The organism is Schumannella sp. GW821-FHT10F01 (assembly GCF_058809295.1).
Map to the genome: position 1 here is coordinate 76,595 of NZ_JBXASM010000005.1, position 15,817 is coordinate 92,411.

General features: G+C 72.8%; 15 protein-coding genes. 5 read left to right on the plus strand and 10 right to left on the minus strand.

The features are described from left to right. Positions 1 to 46 precede the first annotated feature (46 nt). Positions 47 to 709 (minus strand): TrmH family RNA methyltransferase, encoded by a 663-nt coding sequence (locus AC1RSJ_RS07720; protein ID WP_493117774.1) that lies wholly within the window; start codon positions 707 to 709, stop codon positions 47 to 49. 18 nt (positions 710 to 727) lie between these two features. Continuing rightward, the gene (locus tag AC1RSJ_RS07725; protein ID WP_493117775.1) at positions 728 to 1,153 is read right to left on the minus strand and encodes a hypothetical protein; all 426 of its coding nucleotides are present in this window, start codon (positions 1,151 to 1,153) and stop codon (positions 728 to 730) included. A gap of 36 nt (positions 1,154 to 1,189) precedes the next feature. On the opposite strand from AC1RSJ_RS07725, the gene AC1RSJ_RS07730 reads away from it, so the two are divergent. The 4 genes from AC1RSJ_RS07730 to AC1RSJ_RS07745 are packed head-to-tail and all read left to right on the plus strand — an operon-like array spanning position 1,190 to position 4,564. Beyond that, positions 1,190 to 1,810 carry a MerR family transcriptional regulator gene (locus tag AC1RSJ_RS07730; RefSeq protein ID WP_493117776.1) on the plus strand — a complete coding sequence of 207 codons (621 nt, stop codon included), beginning with the start codon at positions 1,190 to 1,192 and terminating at the stop codon, positions 1,808 to 1,810. Between the two features lie 35 nt (positions 1,811 to 1,845). After that, on the plus strand, positions 1,846 to 2,790 hold the full coding sequence (locus AC1RSJ_RS07735; RefSeq protein ID WP_493117777.1) for a DNA-methyltransferase: 945 nt from the start codon (positions 1,846 to 1,848) through the stop codon (positions 2,788 to 2,790). Further along, positions 2,787 to 3,725, plus strand: coding sequence for a DUF389 domain-containing protein (locus tag AC1RSJ_RS07740; RefSeq protein ID WP_493117778.1), 939 nt, complete (start codon positions 2,787 to 2,789; stop codon positions 3,723 to 3,725). The genes AC1RSJ_RS07735 and AC1RSJ_RS07740 overlap by 4 nt, the downstream gene beginning before the upstream one ends. Positions 3,726 to 3,754: 29 nt before the next feature. Beyond that, positions 3,755 to 4,564: an HAD-IIA family hydrolase gene (locus AC1RSJ_RS07745; RefSeq protein WP_493117779.1), complete on the plus strand. Its 810-nt coding sequence runs from the start codon at positions 3,755 to 3,757 to the stop codon at positions 4,562 to 4,564. Between the two features lie 11 nt (positions 4,565 to 4,575). On the opposite strand, the gene AC1RSJ_RS07750 is transcribed toward AC1RSJ_RS07745, so the two are convergent. The 3 genes from AC1RSJ_RS07750 to AC1RSJ_RS07760 all read right to left on the minus strand — a co-directional run bounded on the left by AC1RSJ_RS07750 (position 4,576) and on the right by AC1RSJ_RS07760 (position 8,429). Further along, the gene (locus AC1RSJ_RS07750) at positions 4,576 to 5,889 is read right to left on the minus strand and encodes a hypothetical protein (RefSeq protein ID WP_493117780.1); all 1,314 of its coding nucleotides are present in this window, start codon (positions 5,887 to 5,889) and stop codon (positions 4,576 to 4,578) included. Further along, the gene (gene pyrE, locus AC1RSJ_RS07755) at positions 5,886 to 6,437 is read right to left on the minus strand and encodes an orotate phosphoribosyltransferase (RefSeq protein ID WP_493117781.1); all 552 of its coding nucleotides are present in this window, start codon (positions 6,435 to 6,437) and stop codon (positions 5,886 to 5,888) included. The genes AC1RSJ_RS07750 and pyrE overlap by 4 nt, the downstream gene beginning before the upstream one ends. A gap of 75 nt (positions 6,438 to 6,512) precedes the next feature. Beyond that, positions 6,513 to 8,429 (minus strand): pectate lyase-like domain-containing protein, encoded by a 1,917-nt coding sequence (locus tag AC1RSJ_RS07760; RefSeq protein WP_493117782.1) that lies wholly within the window; start codon positions 8,427 to 8,429, stop codon positions 6,513 to 6,515. Positions 8,430 to 8,554: 125 nt separating this feature from the next. On the opposite strand from AC1RSJ_RS07760, the gene AC1RSJ_RS07765 reads away from it, so the two are divergent. Continuing rightward, positions 8,555 to 9,394, plus strand: coding sequence for an exodeoxyribonuclease III (locus AC1RSJ_RS07765; RefSeq protein WP_493117783.1), 840 nt, complete (start codon positions 8,555 to 8,557; stop codon positions 9,392 to 9,394). Between the two features lie 105 nt (positions 9,395 to 9,499). On the opposite strand, the gene AC1RSJ_RS07770 is transcribed toward AC1RSJ_RS07765, so the two are convergent. Genes AC1RSJ_RS07770 through AC1RSJ_RS07790 form a run of 5 tightly spaced genes read right to left on the minus strand, consistent with a single transcriptional unit; the run spans position 9,500 to position 15,803 of the window. Beyond that, positions 9,500 to 11,584, minus strand: coding sequence for a hypothetical protein (locus tag AC1RSJ_RS07770; RefSeq protein ID WP_493117784.1), 2,085 nt, complete (start codon positions 11,582 to 11,584; stop codon positions 9,500 to 9,502). Positions 11,585 to 11,613: 29 nt separating this feature from the next. After that, positions 11,614 to 12,681: a glycoside hydrolase family 130 protein gene (locus tag AC1RSJ_RS07775; RefSeq protein ID WP_493117785.1), complete on the minus strand. Its 1,068-nt coding sequence runs from the start codon at positions 12,679 to 12,681 to the stop codon at positions 11,614 to 11,616. Between the two features lie 2 nt (positions 12,682 to 12,683). Further along, the gene (locus AC1RSJ_RS07780) at positions 12,684 to 13,517 is read right to left on the minus strand and encodes a carbohydrate ABC transporter permease (RefSeq protein ID WP_493117902.1); all 834 of its coding nucleotides are present in this window, start codon (positions 13,515 to 13,517) and stop codon (positions 12,684 to 12,686) included. A 35-nt stretch (positions 13,518 to 13,552) separates the two neighbouring features. After that, positions 13,553 to 14,509 carry a carbohydrate ABC transporter permease gene (locus AC1RSJ_RS07785; RefSeq protein WP_493117786.1) on the minus strand — a complete coding sequence of 319 codons (957 nt, stop codon included), beginning with the start codon at positions 14,507 to 14,509 and terminating at the stop codon, positions 13,553 to 13,555. A gap of 7 nt (positions 14,510 to 14,516) precedes the next feature. Beyond that, on the minus strand, positions 14,517 to 15,803 hold the full coding sequence (locus tag AC1RSJ_RS07790; protein WP_493117787.1) for an ABC transporter substrate-binding protein: 1,287 nt from the start codon (positions 15,801 to 15,803) through the stop codon (positions 14,517 to 14,519). Positions 15,804 to 15,817: the final 14 nt, after the last annotated feature.

Here is a 15,817-nt window from a genome sequence, read left to right on the forward strand (position 1 = left end):
GCGCGACACGCGGGTGCGCCTGCCGGACCCGCGGGGCGGGCTCCGGTCAGCCCTCGCGCACGCCGTGCCGCCGGACCCACTCGTGCATGACAACCGCTGCCGCGGCCGCCGCGTTGATCGAGCGGGTCGACCCGAACTGCCGGATCTCGACCACCGAGTCCGCCGCCGCGAGCGCCTCGGCGCTGAGCCCGGGGCCCTCCTGCCCGAAGAGCAGCACGCAGCGCTCCGGCAGCTCCGCCTCCTCGACGGCGACCGCCCCGGGCACGTTGTCGACGGCGACGATCGGCAGGTCCCGCTCGCGGGCCCAGGTCACGAGGTCCCGGACGTCGGCGTGGTGCAGCACGTGCTGGTAGCGGTCGGTGACCATCGCCCCGCGGCGGTTCCAGCGCCGCTTGCCCACGATGTGCACGTCGGCCGCGAGGAACGCGTTCGCCGACCGCACGATCGAGCCGATGTTGAGGTCGTGCTGCCAGTTCTCGATGGCGACCGAGAACGGATGGCGCCGCTCGTCGAGTTCCGCGCGGATCGCCTCGAGGCTCCAGTAGCGGTACCGGTCGGCGACGTTGCGCCGGTCGCCGCGCTCGAGCAGCTCCGGGTCGAGGCGCGGATCGTCCGGCCAGTCGGCACGGGTGCCGGGCCACGGTCCGACGCCGACCTCGAGCTGCGGCTCGCCGGCTGCCGCGTCGTCGTCGTCGAACGGGTCCGTCATCCGGTCAGGCTAGGTCACTCACCCCAGCCGGGACGCCCCGCCGACGATGAGCCCGATCCCGGACACGACCAGCCCGATCGTGAGCACGCCCGCGCCGATCCACAGCAGGGCCATCAGCCGGTTCGGCTTCTGCGGGTCGCGGCCGATCACGGAGAGGAAGAAGCCCGCCGGCATGAGGATGGCGGCGAACGGCACGAAGCTGCGCCCGATCCAGGCGAGCAGCGGCGGCAGCGGCGCCTGATCGATCAGGGCCAGGATCGCCAGGCTCAGCACGAGCAGCACGGCGGCGTGCGCGTGGCCGGCCCGGAACAGGCTCTTCTGCAGCGCGTTGGCCGGCACGCCGCCGCGGGCGACCTTCACGAGGAACGCGCCCCCGGTCTCGACGGTGACCAGGGCGAGCAGCAGCGCGCCGGCGAGGATCAGCGTTCCCGGTTGGATAGTCATGCTATCCATTATTGGACAGCACTAGTATCCAAGTCAATGAGGGTCTCGGAGCTGGTCGCGCGGAGCGGGGTGCCGCTCGCCACGGTGAAGTACTACCTGCGCGAGGGCCTGCTGCCGCCCGGCCGTGCGACCGGCGCGACGCAGGCGGTCTACGACGAGGAGCATGTGCGACGGCTCGCGCTCATCCGCGTGCTGATCGACGTCGTCGGCCTCAGCGTGCAGCGCGCGCGCGACGTGCTCGGCGCCATCGACGAGCCCGGCGATTCCGTGTACGCGGCGATCGGCCGCGCGGTCGCGGCGCTCCCGCCCGCCGCCGAGCGACGGGACGACTACCCGCGCGCCCGAGCGCTGCTCGCGCGGAACGGCCAGGTCTACGACCCCGGCTTCGCCGCTGTCGCGCAGCTCGAGCGCGCGCTCGAGGCCGCCGACGCCGCCGGCACGCCCTACGACGACGCGCATCTCGACGCCTACGTCCGCGCCTCCCGCATCATCGCGGACGCCGACCTCGCCCGTGTGCCGCGCACGACCCCGGCGGCCGCGATCCAGTACGCGGTCGTCGGCACGGCGGTCGGCGATCCGCTCCTCGCGGCGCTGCGGCGGCTCGCCCAGCAGGACGCGGCCGCGCCGCGCATCGACCGGGAGGTCGGGCGGGGCTGACCGACGACGCCGCCCGCCGCTGTTAATCTCGCCGCATGACCGCGCTCGAGCCCGCCGCGCCCCGGGCGGTCGAGCCGGCCGGGTCCCGCCCGGGGCCGCCCCTCTGGACCGCGGACTCCCCCGACACGATCGTGCTCGGCGACAACCTCCTGGCGACGGCCCTCCTGCCGGACGGCTGCGCGCGCCTGGTCTACCTCGATCCGCCCTTCAACACGGGCCGCGAGCAGCGCGCGCAGCGCATGACGACCACGCGCGCGACGGGCGACGGCACGGGCGACCGGCGCGGCTTCCGCGGCGGCGCCTACGACACGGTGAAGGCGACGCTGTACCGCTACGACGACCGCTTCGCCGACTACTGGGAGTTCCTCGAGCCGAGGCTGCAGGAGGCGCACCGCCTGCTCGACGATCGCGGCACCCTCTATCTGCACCTCGACTACCGGGAGGCGCACTACGCGAAGGTGGCGCTCGACGCGCTGTTCGGCCGGGACTGCTTCCTCAACGAGATCGTCTGGGCCTACGACTACGGCGGCCGCAGCACCCGGCGCTGGCCGGCCAAGCACGACACGATCCTCGTCTACGTGAAGGACCCGGACCGCTACCACTTCGACAGCGACGCCGTCGATCGGGAGCCCTACATGGCACCGGGCCTGGTCACGCCCGAGAAGGCCGCGCGCGGCAAGCTGCCCACCGACGTCTGGTGGCACACGATCGTGCCGACGAACAGCCGGGAGCGCACCGGCTACGCGACCCAGAAGCCGGAGGGGATCCTCCGCCGGATCGTGGCGGCGTCGTCCGCGCCCGGCGACACGGTCGTCGACCTGTTCGCCGGGTCGGGCACGACCGGCGCGGTCGCCGCGCGCCTCGGCCGGCGGGCGCTGCTCGTGGACGCGAGCCCGGACGCCGTGGCCGTCATGCGGGCGCGGCTGCCGCACGCGCGACTCGTCGAGCTCCCGGGCGACCAGGCGGCCGGCCTCGGATGATCGCCATCCGGCTCTGCCTCCCCGCCGACCTCACGGACGACGTGATCGCCGCGCTCCGGGCCGAGGACGGCGTCGCCCACCTCGCGCTCGATCGCGGAGCCTCGCTCCTGCCTCCCGGCGACGTGGTGCACGCGGATGTCACCCGCGAGTCGGCCGACGCGGTGATCGAGCGCCTCGTCGCGCTCGGCGTCCGCGATCGCGGGGGCATCCTCGCGGCGGAGACGAGCGTGAGCCTGTCCCGCTCGGGCGACGAGGCCGAGCGGCGGGTGCCGGGCGATCCGTCGCAGGCGGTGATCTGGGAGGAGGTCGCCGCCAAGACCGGCGAGGAGACCCGCCTGTCGGCGACCTATCTCGTGTTCCTCAGCGTCGCGATGGCGATCGCGGCCATCGGCGTGCTGCTCGACCAGCCCATCCTCATCGTCGGCGCGATGGTCGTCGGGCCGGAGTTCGGCCCCCTGGCCGCCCTCTGCCTCGCGCTCGTGGAGCGGGACGCACGGGGGGTCGGCCGGTCGCTCCTCGCCCTCGCCGCCGGCTTCGCGATCGCGGGTGCGGTCACCATCGCGTTCACACTGCTGCTCACCGCGTGCGGCATCGTCGACCGGTCGATGCTGCTCGCCGACCGGCCGCTGACCGACTTCATCTGGCGGCCGGACGCCCTGAGCTGGGTCGTCGCGTTCCTCGCGGGCATCGCCGGGATGCTGTCGCTCACGACCGCGAAGTCGGGCGCGCTCGTCGGCGTGCTGATCTCCGTGACGACCGTGCCGGCCGCGGCGAATGCCGCGGTCGCCGCCGCCTACCGGGTGCCGGGCGAGGCGCTCGGCTCGCTCGCGCAGCTCGGCATCAACGTCGCCGCGATCGTCGCGTCCGGGGCGCTCACGCTCGTCGTGCAGCGGCTCGCCCGACGCCGCCGCGCGAGTCGCACGCCCGCGGCGTAGCTCCCCGCCCGGCTCGCTACCCTGAGCCCATGGCATCCGAGAGGCACGGTCGCGACGAGGTCGAGTGCTGGCTCACCGACATGGACGGCGTGCTCGTGCACGAGAACGCGCCGCTGCCGGGGGCGCCGGAGCTGATCCAGCAGTGGCGCGACACCGGCACCCCGTTCCTCGTGCTCACCAACAACTCGATCTTCACGCCGCGCGATCTCGCGGCCCGGCTCCGCGCATCCGGGCTCGACGTGCCGGAGTCGGCCATCTGGACGTCCGCGCTCGCGACCGCCGACTTCTGCGCCTCGCAGATGCCCGGCGGCAGCGCCTTCGTGATCGGCGAGGCCGGCATCACGACGGCGCTGCACGAGGCCGGCTTCATCATGACCGAGACGAACCCGGACTACGTGGTCGTCGGCGAGACCCGCAACTACAGCTTCGAGGCGATCACGAAGGCGATCCGCCTCATCAACGACGGCGCCCGCTTCATCGCCACCAACCCGGATGCGACCGGCCCGTCGGCCGAGGGGCCGATGCCCGCCACCGGCGCGATCTCGGCCCTCATCACGAAGGCGACCGGCAAGGAGCCCTACGTGGTGGGCAAGCCGAACCCGATGATGTTCCGCTCCGCGATGAACAAGATCGGCGCGCACAGCGAGAACACCGGCATGATCGGCGACCGCATGGACACCGACGTCGTGGCCGGCATCGAGGCCGGTCTGCACACCGTGCTCGTGATGACCGGCATCAGCGACCAGCGCGAGATCGACCGCTATCCGTTCCGCCCCTCCGAGGTGCTGCAGGGCGTGTTCGAGCTGCTGAAGCAGGACCCGGTCGAGACCGACCTCTGATCCCGGCCGGGCTAGCCGTCCGACCCGGAGACCGGACCGGACTTCGCGGTGCCGTGCGACGCCCACTCGCGCTGCTGCGCGTCGCCGGCGACGGTGCCCTTGATCGTGCCGCCCTGCGAGCGCGAGACGAAGCAGTAGTAGTCGCGCTGGCCGGCATCCCACTGGGCGCTGGTGGCCGGGAACGAGATCGTGAGCTGCAGGTCGGTGTACTTCGCGGCCTGCGCGAGGTCGATCACGCCCTCCGCCTCGCAGAGCCGCGGCACCGACTCCTGCAGCGCCGTCGAGCCCGGGTAGTCGGTGCCGGGAACGCGGGCGCGGTAGACGAGCTGCGCCGCGTGCGCGGTGCCGCAGTCGACCACCTCGAACGTCTCGGCGAACGCGCCAGCGAACGGGGTCACGCACTCGCCGCCGCCGAGCAGCGTCCAGTCGTGCGTGCCGGGGGCGAGCGTGCGGTCGGGCTCGGTCGACTCGGTCCTGGTCGGCGTCGGGCTCGGGGCGGGCTGCGCGATCGAGGGGATGCGCGTGCCGACGAAGAAGACGGCGGTGAGCGCGATGATCGCCACCAGCACGACGCCGACCCAGACCAGCGGCGTGACGTGCTCGCGCGGCCGGGCCGTCGGCGACTCGTCCGGCGGCATGCCGTACGGCGAGACGCCGGCGAGGTCCGGCGGCGACGGCGGACCGGACCGCACGGCGGCGGGCGCGGCGGCCTCCGCCTCGCGGAGCGCGCGCCGGCTCGGCAGCGGATCCTCGGCCGGCGCGGTGGGAGCGGGCGCGGCGGCGGCGAGCGCGGCGGCCTGCGCCTCGGCCGGGGTCGGCTCCGGAGCCCGAGCCGGTGCCGCCCCGTCGTCGCCGACCTCGCGGAACCGGTCGGCCGCGAACAGGTCGTCGATGCCGGCCGGGGTGGCGAGCGCCTCGTCGTGGATCGGCGGCGCACCCGGCGGCCAGACCATCCACGAGTCGAGGTCGAGCGCACCCGTCGTGCCCGGGACCGGATCGGGCGGATCCGCCGGCGCGGCGTCGCCGGGAGCGGCATCCGCCGGATCCGATCCCGGAGCCTCGGCCGCAGCGGCCGACTCCGGCCGCTCCGCCCGCAGCTCCCGGAGATCGGCCGGCTGGGTCGGCACGTCGAGCGCCGCGTCCCGGAGGATCAGCGCCTCGGTCGGCACGCCCTCGTCGTCCGCCGCCGGCGGCACCGCCGGAGCCGTCCGATCCGCGGGGGCGTCACCGGCCGGGAGCACGAGGTGCTCCGGCTCGGGAGGCTCCACGAGCTCGGGCGGGCGAGACGCATCCTGCTCCGCCCCGTCACCGGGGCGGTCGGTCACGGCGCGAGTCCGAGATCCGCGAGGCCGATGGCCGAGTAGTAGGGGTAGCCGGCGGCCTCGATGGCCTCCTTGGCTCCGGTGGCGCGATCGACGACGACGGCCACCCCGGCGATCTCGGCGCCGACCTTCAGCAGCGCCTCGATCGCCTTGAGCGGCGAGCCGCCCGTCGTGGAGGTGTCCTCGAGCACGACGACCCGCTTGCCGGCGAGGTCCGGTCCCTCGACCTGGCGGCCGCGGCCGTGGTCCTTCGGCTCCTTGCGCACGACGAACGCGTCGTAGGCGTGGCCGGCGGCGGCGCCCTGGTGCAGCACGGCGGCGGCGATCGGGTCGGCGCCCATGGTGAGCCCGCCCACAGCGGCCACGTCCGGGATGTCCGCGATGAGGTCCACCATCACGCGGCCGATGAGCGGCGCGACCCGGTGGTCGAGGCTCACCCGGCGCAGGTCGACGTAGTACGTGGCCTTCTTGCCGCTCGTGAGCGTGAAGTCGCCGTGGAACACGGCGTCGGCCTTGATGTACTCGATCAGCTGGTCTCGCGCGTCGGTCACGGCCGCCAGCCTACCGAGCGCCGTCGACCCCGGAGCCGGCCGGCCGAGGTGGTGGACTCGGCCGGCCGGTCCGCATCAGCCGCCGAGGTAGCTGGTCTCCTCGCCGCCGACGCCGTGCGCGACGGCGCCGCGCCCGTCGACGACGTGGCTCACCTCGCCCTGCCCGTTGAGGAACCGCGTCACCAGGTGGCGCAGCCGGATGCCGTCGCCGCCGGGCGTCTGGATCGCGTCCTGCGCGGTGATCGGCGCATCCCGGAAGAACGAGTAGACGCCGGCGCCGGTCAGCGAGTGCTGGCTGACGTCGTCCGCGATGCGGTAGCTCGACCAGCCGAGCCGGCTGCCGTCGTTCCACGAGGCCTGATCCGGCACGTCGTACGGGATCTCGCTCTGGTAGAACACGGTGCGTCCGCGCTCGCCGTTCCAGACCACCTGGTTGCGCTGGTAGTGCTCGACGAACAGTCCGAGCGCGGTCACGTCGTCGCCGTTCACCACGACGCCGGTGTCCGCGGTGTTGACGGTCCAGCCGACGCCGCTGCCGTGGTCCGCGCGCCAGGCCCAGATGTCGTCGAGCACGGTGTGCGGGGTGTTCACCTCGATGCTCGTCGTGGCCGAGCCCGCGTGCGGTCCGCCGATGCGCACGAACACGTCCGTGAGCGTGGTCGGGTCGGCCGCGTCCGCGACGGAGGCGCCGGTCGGGCCCACCTGCACGAGCACGTCGGAGCGCTGGGCGCCCGCATCGATCGTGATGCCGCTGAGCTGCACGCCGGCCACGTCGCCGGTCTCGATGGCGGCATTGCCCGCGGTCGGCACGATCGTGGCCATGCCCATCCCGAGCACGACCGTGCCCGGCTTGGTGACCCGCAGCGGCTGGGCGTACGAGTACACGCCCGGCGTCAGCACGACGTGCAGGCCGGCGTCGAGCGCGGCGTTGACCGTGTCGACCGAGTCGGACGGCCGGGCCAGGAACACCTGGTCGAACGGGATGCTGCGGCCGTCCGCCGCGGAGGTGCCCCACGCGACGCCGGACGTGTCCGCGCGCGCGCTCGGCGCGAACAGCGACCACCGTCCGTCGACCTGCCGCAGGAACGGGGCGCTGCGCACGACCGGGGTCGTCGCCTCCACGGTGAACGGCACCGTGCCGGCGGCGTTGTACCCGTCGGCGGGCCAGGTCTCGGCCGGGGCGCCCTGCACGCCCGAGAACACCATGTTCCAGACGCCGCCGTCCCACGAGCCGATGCTCGAGTCGCGCGTGAAGTACTGCTGCTGCGACCCGGAGACGACGGTGCCGGCCACCTTCGAGTCGGCGATGTAGCCGCCGGAGGCGAAGGCGCCCCAGCGGCCGAACAGCGTCAGCCCGCCGCGGATGTCGACGCGGCGCAGCGGCGCGGCCTGCGACACGGCCCAGCGCAGCTGGTGCACGTCGGTGACGCCCTCCTGGTTGACGCGCGTCGCGTCCTCGCCGACCGGACGCTGGATCGGGTTGATGGCGAGGTTCGACATCCCGCGCCAGAAGCGCGTCAGCGACCCGGGGTCGTTGGCCTCCCAGGGCGCGGTGGCGCTGCCCTGCACCGGCTCGACGTGGAGCGCGCCGTTGATGAGCACGTCGCCCGGCTGCGATCCCGCGCCCGCGATGGTCGTGTAGTAGCCGACGTCGGCGTTGACGATGCCGGTCGCATTCAGCGGGTCGTTCTCGCCGGCCGCGCTGCCGTAGGTGCCCGGCTCGAACAGCACGGCGTGGCGGTTCGTGGAGAACTCGCCCTCGCCGGAGATCGCGGCGAGCTGCGCGTTGATGGCGTCGACGCTCATGGACGGATCGAAGACGCTGACGTTCGGGCCGAAGTCCGGGTTCGTCGCGTCGGCACCGGCCGGGGCGGCCTGCGCGGGCGTCGCCGTGGCGGCGAGCACTGGCGCCACGCCGATGGCGAGCGCGAGCACGCCGAGCCCGGCGGCGCGCAGCCCCCGGGATCGACGGGCGGTGGGATGGGGGATCACGGTCGTCTCCTGTTCATCGTCGAACGGTCTCCGTAAACGTTTCCGGTACTCGACGATATGCCGAGACGCCCGCCCGGGTCAATGGCCGGCCGGAGCGCGTCGCCGGCCGCGGCTAGCGTTGGGGCATGCGCCTCGCCACCTGGAACGTCAACTCCATCCGCGCCCGCGTGGCCCGCACCGTGGAGTTCGCCGTGCGGGAGGAGGTCGACGTCCTGGCCATGCAGGAGATCAAGTGCAAGGACGAGCAGTTCCCGCGCGAGGCGTTCGAGGAGGCGGGCTACGAGGTCGTCACGCACGGGTTCAGCCAGTGGAACGGGGTCGCCATCGCGAGCCGCGTCGGCATCGACGACGTCGCGACGACGTTCGACGGCATGCCCGGCTTCGCGAAGGGCCAGGAGGGGCCGGACCAGCCGCTCGAGGCGCGCGCGATCGGCGCCACCTGCGCCGGCGTGCGGGTCTGGAGCCTCTACGTGCCGAACGGCCGCGGACTCGACGACCCGCACTACGCCTACAAGCTCGACTGGCTCGCCGCGCTGCGCGGTTCGACCTCGGAGTGGATGGCGGCGCATCCGGATGATCCGATCGCCCTCGTCGGCGACTTCAACATCGCGCCGCTCGCCTCGGACGTCGGCGACCCGACCGTGATCGAGGGCGTCACGACTCACGTGTCGCCGCCCGAGCGCGAGGCCTTCCAGTCGCTGCTCGACGCCGGACTGACCGACGTCGTGCGGCCGCTGATCCCCGAGGGCTACACCTACTGGGACTACAAGCAGCTGCGCTTCCCGCGCAACGAGGGCCTGCGCATCGACTTCGTGCTCGGATCGCACGCGTTCGCGGAGCTCGTCGCCGGCGCCTCCATCGAGCGGAACGAGCGCAAGGGCGACGCCCCGAGCGACCACGTGCCGGTCGTCGTCGACCTCGACCTCGTCGACGAGGTGGACGACGACCGCCCGATGATCTTCTGACGCCCCTCGGATCTCTGAGCCCGTCGAAGAGTCCGAGGCTTCGACAGGCTCAGCCATCCGACCTCAGGGTTCGGGGCTCCGACAGGCTCAGCCATCCGGACCGCTCTAGCCGACCACGGTCGCGACCTCACCCGGGTTCAGCAGCAGCGTCGAGACCCCGGAGATGCTCCGCGACAGCCGGGTGCTGCCGTCCGCGCGCGTCACCGTCACGGTCGACCGCACCCCGGCCCAGCCGACCGCGGTCGCGTGCGGCAGGAGCGCGGTCGAGGCGAGCATCCGCAGGTGCCCGGCGCCGCCGTACTCGAGGCTCGCGATCACGGGACGCACGAGCAGCGCGTCGACGGCGCTCCCGCTGAGCGCCCTGGCCGAGATCGACGAACGTCCCGCCGGCACCGGCAGCGAGAGGCTCACCGGCCGCAGCGCGCCCGGCGCCTCGCTCACCCCCTGGGCGCCCGCCGAGGTCGAGACGACCCCGAGCGGCAGGCCGCTGGACGACCAGACCGCGGTCGAGCGGATCGCCGGGTCGAGCCACTGCACGGGCTCCACCCAGCGCGACTGCGTCGCCGCGCCGAGCGACCACGTCGCCGTGCCGCCCGCCGGCAGCGTCAGGGCGGACCCGCCGCTGTACTGCGACTCACCCGTCCAGGCCGAGGCCGGCGTCGTCACGGTGCCGGTGGTCGGGTTCGCCGCCTCGCCCTCGACCACGCGGAGGCCGTCCCGCGAGACGACCCCGGTCAGCGTCCGCGCGCGGGCCGCGACCGCCGGATGCGCGTCGAGCGCGAGCATCGAGAGCAGCCCGTGGATGGTGGACTCGGCGCCGCTGTTGCGGTTCACCGTGCCGTCCGCCGCGACGCCGTCGAAGGTCACGCCGGTCGCCGGGTCGTAGACCGCGCTGCCGGAGGCGTTCGTGCCGAAGTACCAGCTCGCCTCCGCGGCGGCCAGGTCCGACAGGCCGGCGGATCCGGTGGCGTCGGCGACGGCGAGCAGCGACTGCAGCCGCGAGTCCGCGCCGTAGGCGATCTGGGTCCGCTCGATCGGCGCCGGGTACCAGGCGTTGTCGGGCCCGCCGGCGGCGAGCAGCTGCGGCGTGAACACAGCCGTGTCCGCGATCGCGGGCGTGAGCAGATCCCGGCGGCCGAGCACGGTCGAGGCCTCGGCGAGCGCGACGGGCATCTGCGACGACCAGGCGTGCCACATGCTCGGCGCGTGCGTCCACGGCCGGATGGCGCCGTACGGCCAGGCGCGCCCCGCCGCGACGCCGGAGCCCGACGACATCGCGGCCACCCCCTCCGCGAGCTGGGTCAGGGCCGTGCGCGAGCCCGGGGCGACGCCGCCGGCCTTCACGTACGCGGCGAGCCCGAGCACGGCCTCCGCCGACACGTCGGCGCCGTCGGTGATCAGCCAGGACGGCACGCGGACGCCGTCGGACGTCGTCCACTGCCCGTACCGCGTCAGCACCTCGCGCTGGAGCGCGCTCACGGCGAGCGCCATCCGGTCCGAGAGGAAGTCCGCGAAGGCCGGGTCGGACGTGCGGAAGGCCGCGTACCCCTCGCCGTACGCCCAGATCGTCCGTGCGAGCCAGTACGAGGGGCCCGAGTCGGACGGATCGGGGAGCTCGACCGGATCGGCGCTCGGGTTGAGCACGCCGTCGCGCTGCATCCAGAGCACGACATCACCGGCGTGCGGGCCGTCGACGGTCTGGAAGTAGGCGAGCGAACGCAGCACCTCGCGGGCGCTGTCGCGGCTCGAGGTCGTGCCGGTCTGCTGCCAGGCGCGCGTGTAGACGACCGCGGCACGGGCCACGTCGTCGGCGTTGAACGCGCCCTGGCCGTAGTAGCCGGTGGCCGGGTCGAGCGTGCCGCCGCCGACCCGCTCGAACGCGCCGCCATCGCGTGCGTCGGCGTAGGTCCAAGGCACGGTCAGCGCCGGCGCCGCGTCGAGGCCGTCGGTCGTGTGCCCGGCCTGCGCGGGCGGCGTCGGGTGATCGAGCAGGAAGTCGAGGTGCGCGAGGTTCGTCAGCGGCGCGGCGGCGGCGGACGCCGCCGCGCCCGTCGCGGTCCGCGCCGGCTGCGCTCCGGCCGGCGCGGCGAGCAGCACCCCGGACGCCGCCAGGGCCACCGCCGCGAGCGCCGCCGTCGCCGATCGGATGCCGATCCGGCTCCGAGTCCTGCTGTCCGTCCAGCTCCCCATCGAGCCGTCTCCTCCCGCCGGTCGCCCGGCTACCCGGTCACGCGGTCGAGCCGCGCGACGCCGATCTTCGAATCCGCCATGCCGTAGAAGACGTAGTGCACGCCGTCGACCTCCTCGATCGCCGTCGGGAACACCACGTTCGGCACGATGCCGCTGCGCTCCTCCTCGGTCTCCGGCGCGAGCAGCGGCTCCGCCGTGCGCGCCACGACCTCCCAGGGGCGCTCGGCGTCGAGGATCATCGCGCCGACCGAGTAGTTGACGCGCTGCTGCTGGGCGAACGCGGAGTCGATCTCGCCGGTCACGCCGTGGTGGAGCACGAGCCAGCCCTCCGGCACGCGCATCGGCGCGGGGCCGCCGCCGATCTTGACCTCCTCGAAGGGGAACAGCGGTCCGGCGAGCACGCGGGACCCCCGCCACAGCGTGAGGGCCGCCAGGTCGGCCAGCGCGTCCGCCAGCGGCACGAACGCGATCCAGATGCTCTGCCGCGCGTCGTCGATCCCCGCGGGGACGCGGACGCCCTCGCCCGGCTTCACCTCGTCGAGGTCCCACATCGGGCGATGCAGCACGGCGAGGCTCTCGACGCCGTCGGGCGCGGTCACCGGCTCCGGGAAGAACACGGTGTCCTTGTTGTGGAACAGGTTGAGGTCGGCGTCGAGCGCCTCGTCGTAGGCGAACAGCGCCGGACCGAGCCGCCGCCACTCGCGCAGGTCCTCCGACACGGCGACGGCGGTGCGCGGCCCGAGCGGACCGTACGCGACGTAGGTCATCACGTGCAGGCCGAGCCGCTCGATGAAGGTCACTCGCGGGTCCTCGACCCCGGCGTTGCGTGCGCCGCGCTCCCAGCCGCGGTCCGGCTCGAGCACGACGCCCTGCCGCTGCACGCCCACCGGCACGCCGTCCTCCACGATCACCCGGCCGAGGCCGACGCGCGACACGTTGCCCGCGGCGACCATCCGCGGCAGGAGGTACAGCTCGCCGTCCGGCCCTCTCCCGCTGCCGGGATTGAGCACCCCCTCCGCCTCGAGCTCGTCGCCCTCGAGCGGCGTCATCACGACGCCGGCGCGGGTCAGGCGATACGGGAAGGGGGAGGTGGGCATGGTCATCCTTTGACTCCGGATCCGATGTCGGTCGAGGTGAAGTAGCGCTGGAACACGATGAACAGCGCCACCACGGGGGCGGCGAGCACGACCGCGCCGGCGAGCGTCGCGCCGAACGGGTTGGAGGTCGACGACGCCACGTTGGAGATGTAGTTCGCGAGCGACACCGCGAGGGGCTGGAGCCCCGCGTCCTTCGTCACGAGGAACGGCCAGAGGAACTCGTTCCACGGCCCGATGAAGGTCAGCAGGATCACGGTGATCAGCGCGGGCCGGACCAGCGGGATCGCGATGCCGGTGAGCAGCTTCAGCTCGCTGGCGCCGTCGATCCTCGCCGCCTCGAACAGCTCCTTCGGGAGCTGGAGGAAGTACTGGCGGAAGATGATCACCGCTGCCGAGTTGATGAAGAACGGCAGGATCATGCCGAGGTAGTTGTCGGAGAGCCCGTAGTCGCGCGCGATGAGCACGTAGAGCGGGATGATCAGCAGCTGGAACGGCACCACCTGCACCAGCAGGGCGAGCGCGAACGTGAAGCCCCGGCCGCGCCACTGCAGCTGCGCGAGCGCGTAGCCGGCGAGCATCCCGAACGTGAGCGTGCCGATGAGCACGCCCGCGGTGAAGATGCCGGAGTTGAGCAGCCCCTGGAACAGGTTGATGCGGTCGTTGATGTTGACGTAGTTCTCCGCCGTCAGGTTGCCGGGCTCGGGGAACGCGCCCGCGATGGTGGGGTCGGGCTTCGCCTGCAGCGAGCCGATCACCATGTAGTAGAAGGGGAACAGGAACGCGATCGCGCCGACCGCGAGCACGACGCCGCGCAGGATCGACTGCCCCCGCGACATGTCCGGTGCGCCGGAGGCACCACGTCTGCGGGCCATCAGTCCTCCCTCCCGACGAAGCGGTTCTGCAGCCAGGCGATGGCGAGCACGAGGATCACGAGCACCACGCCGATGGCGGCGGCGACATCCGGCTGCCCCTGCTGGAGGCCCTTCTGGTACATGATCAGCACCGGCGATGCGGAGGCGCCGTTCGGTCCTCCGCCGCCCGTGAGCAGGTACGGCTCGGTGAACAGGTTCGCGCCGGTGACGGTGGACACCAGCAGCACGAGCACCGTCGCCGGGCGCACGCCGGGCACGGTCACCGAGAAGAAGCTGCGCACCGCGCCGGCGCCGTCGGTGGCGGCCGACTCGTAGAGCTCCTTCGGCACGGCCTGGAGGGCGGCGAGGTACAGCAGGATGTAGAAGCCGAGCTGCTTCCACGTGACGAAGATCGCGATGGTCGGCATCGCCAGCTGCTCGTTGATGAGCCACGAGGGATCCGGTGCGAGCGGTCCGAGGAGCTGGTTGACGAAGCCGCTGCCGTTGAACAGGAACAGCCAGACCGCGACGACCGCGACGCTCGCCGTGACGTACGGCACGTAATAGCTCACCCGCAGGAACGTGCGGGCGTGCACGACGCGGTTCAGCGCGGTCGCCAGCAGCATCGACAGCACCACCGTCAGCGGCACGTTGATGACGAGGAACACGCCGACGTTCGCGAACGAGCGCAGCACGGCCGGATCGGTGAGCGCGGTCGCGAAGTTGGCGAGGCCGACGAACGGCCGGTCGACCTGCGCGCCGGGCGCGGCGAAGAAGAAGTCGTGGAACGCGATCCACACCGAGTAGACGAGCGGGTACGCGAACACCGCGATGACGAACACGAGGTACGGCGCGCTGAAGAGCAGGCCGAGCGGATTGCGGCCGAGCGGTCCGCGTCGCCGTCGTCCGGCGCGCGGGCCCTGGGGGCGCCGCCCCGGGGCGGTGGCCGCCCCGGGTGCGGTGAGGGTGTCGGTCATGCTGCGCCTACGGCTGCTTCGCGATCGTGTCGATCTTCTTCGCCGCGGAGTCGAGCGCGTCGTGCACGTCGCCCTTGCCGAAGATCACGGCGTTCGACCATGCGTCACGGAAGGCCTGGAGCTCCTGGACGGTGTTCGGACCCGGGGGGACCTCGACCGTCCGCGAGGCCTGGTCGCCGAAGGACTTGTAGGCGGGGTTCGCGTCGAAGTAGTCCGCGTACACGCTCTGCAGGTCGCTGCGCAGCGGCATCTGCCCGGTCATCTCGAGGAGCTTCCCGTCCTGCGCCTCGCTCGTGGAGAACTTCAGCACGTCCCACGCCGTGCCCTGGTTCTCGCACGCCGAGTAGAGGCCGATGTTCTTCGCGTCGCTGAAGGTGTGGATGTCGGCGGCGTCCGTGCCGTCCTTCGTGGGAACCGGCACCGAGCCCCAGTTCACGTCCTTGTAGACCGAGACGGCCCACGGACCGACGATCGCCATCGCCGACTTGCCGTCGGCGAACGCATCGCCCTGGTACTGCTCCTGGCCGGCGAGCTTGTCCTTGTACAGCGTCGCCCAGAAGTCCGCGACGTCGTAGCCGGCGTCATCCGCGAAGGTGGCCTTGCCGTCCTCGACCAGCTGCTTGCCGCCGGACTGCGCGGCGTACAGGGGGTAGAAGTCGAACTGGGTCTGGAAGAACTCGCTCGTCGGCGCCGGCCAGATCGCGTTCTCGGCGACACCGGCGTCGACCAGCTTCTTCGAGGTGTCGATGAAGTCCGCGTAGGTCGACAGCTTCGGGTTCTCGGCGTCGAGACCGGCCTTCGTGAACAGGTCCTTGTTGTAGAAGATCACGACGGGGTTCGACTTCCAGGGCATCTGGAAGTAGTCGCCCTCGGTGTTCTGGTACTGCTTCGCGGTGTCGCCGGAGCGCTGCTCGATGTAGTCGGCGCCGCCGTCGAGCTTCGAGAGGTCGACGAGCCCGCCCTGCTTCTCGAACTGGCCCACCGCGGAGGGCGCGGTGTTGTAGATCAGGCACGGCGCGTTGCCGGCGGTGATCGCGGCCCCGATGACCTCCTCGCTCGACTTGCCGGCCGGGATCTCCTGCGCGGTGATCTTCTGATCGGGGTGGTCCTCGTTCCAGGCCGCCACCATCTGCTTGCCCCAGGCGACCTCCTGCTCGTTGTTCGAGTACCAGATCTTGATGGGGCCCTTCGCGTCCGCGGCGCCGCCGCCGGACCCGCCGCCGCCGCACGCGGTGAGGGCGAGCAGGGCGGTGGCCGCTGCCGCGACCGCCAGGGTGATGCTGTGTCGACGCACGTCGATCTCCTTCG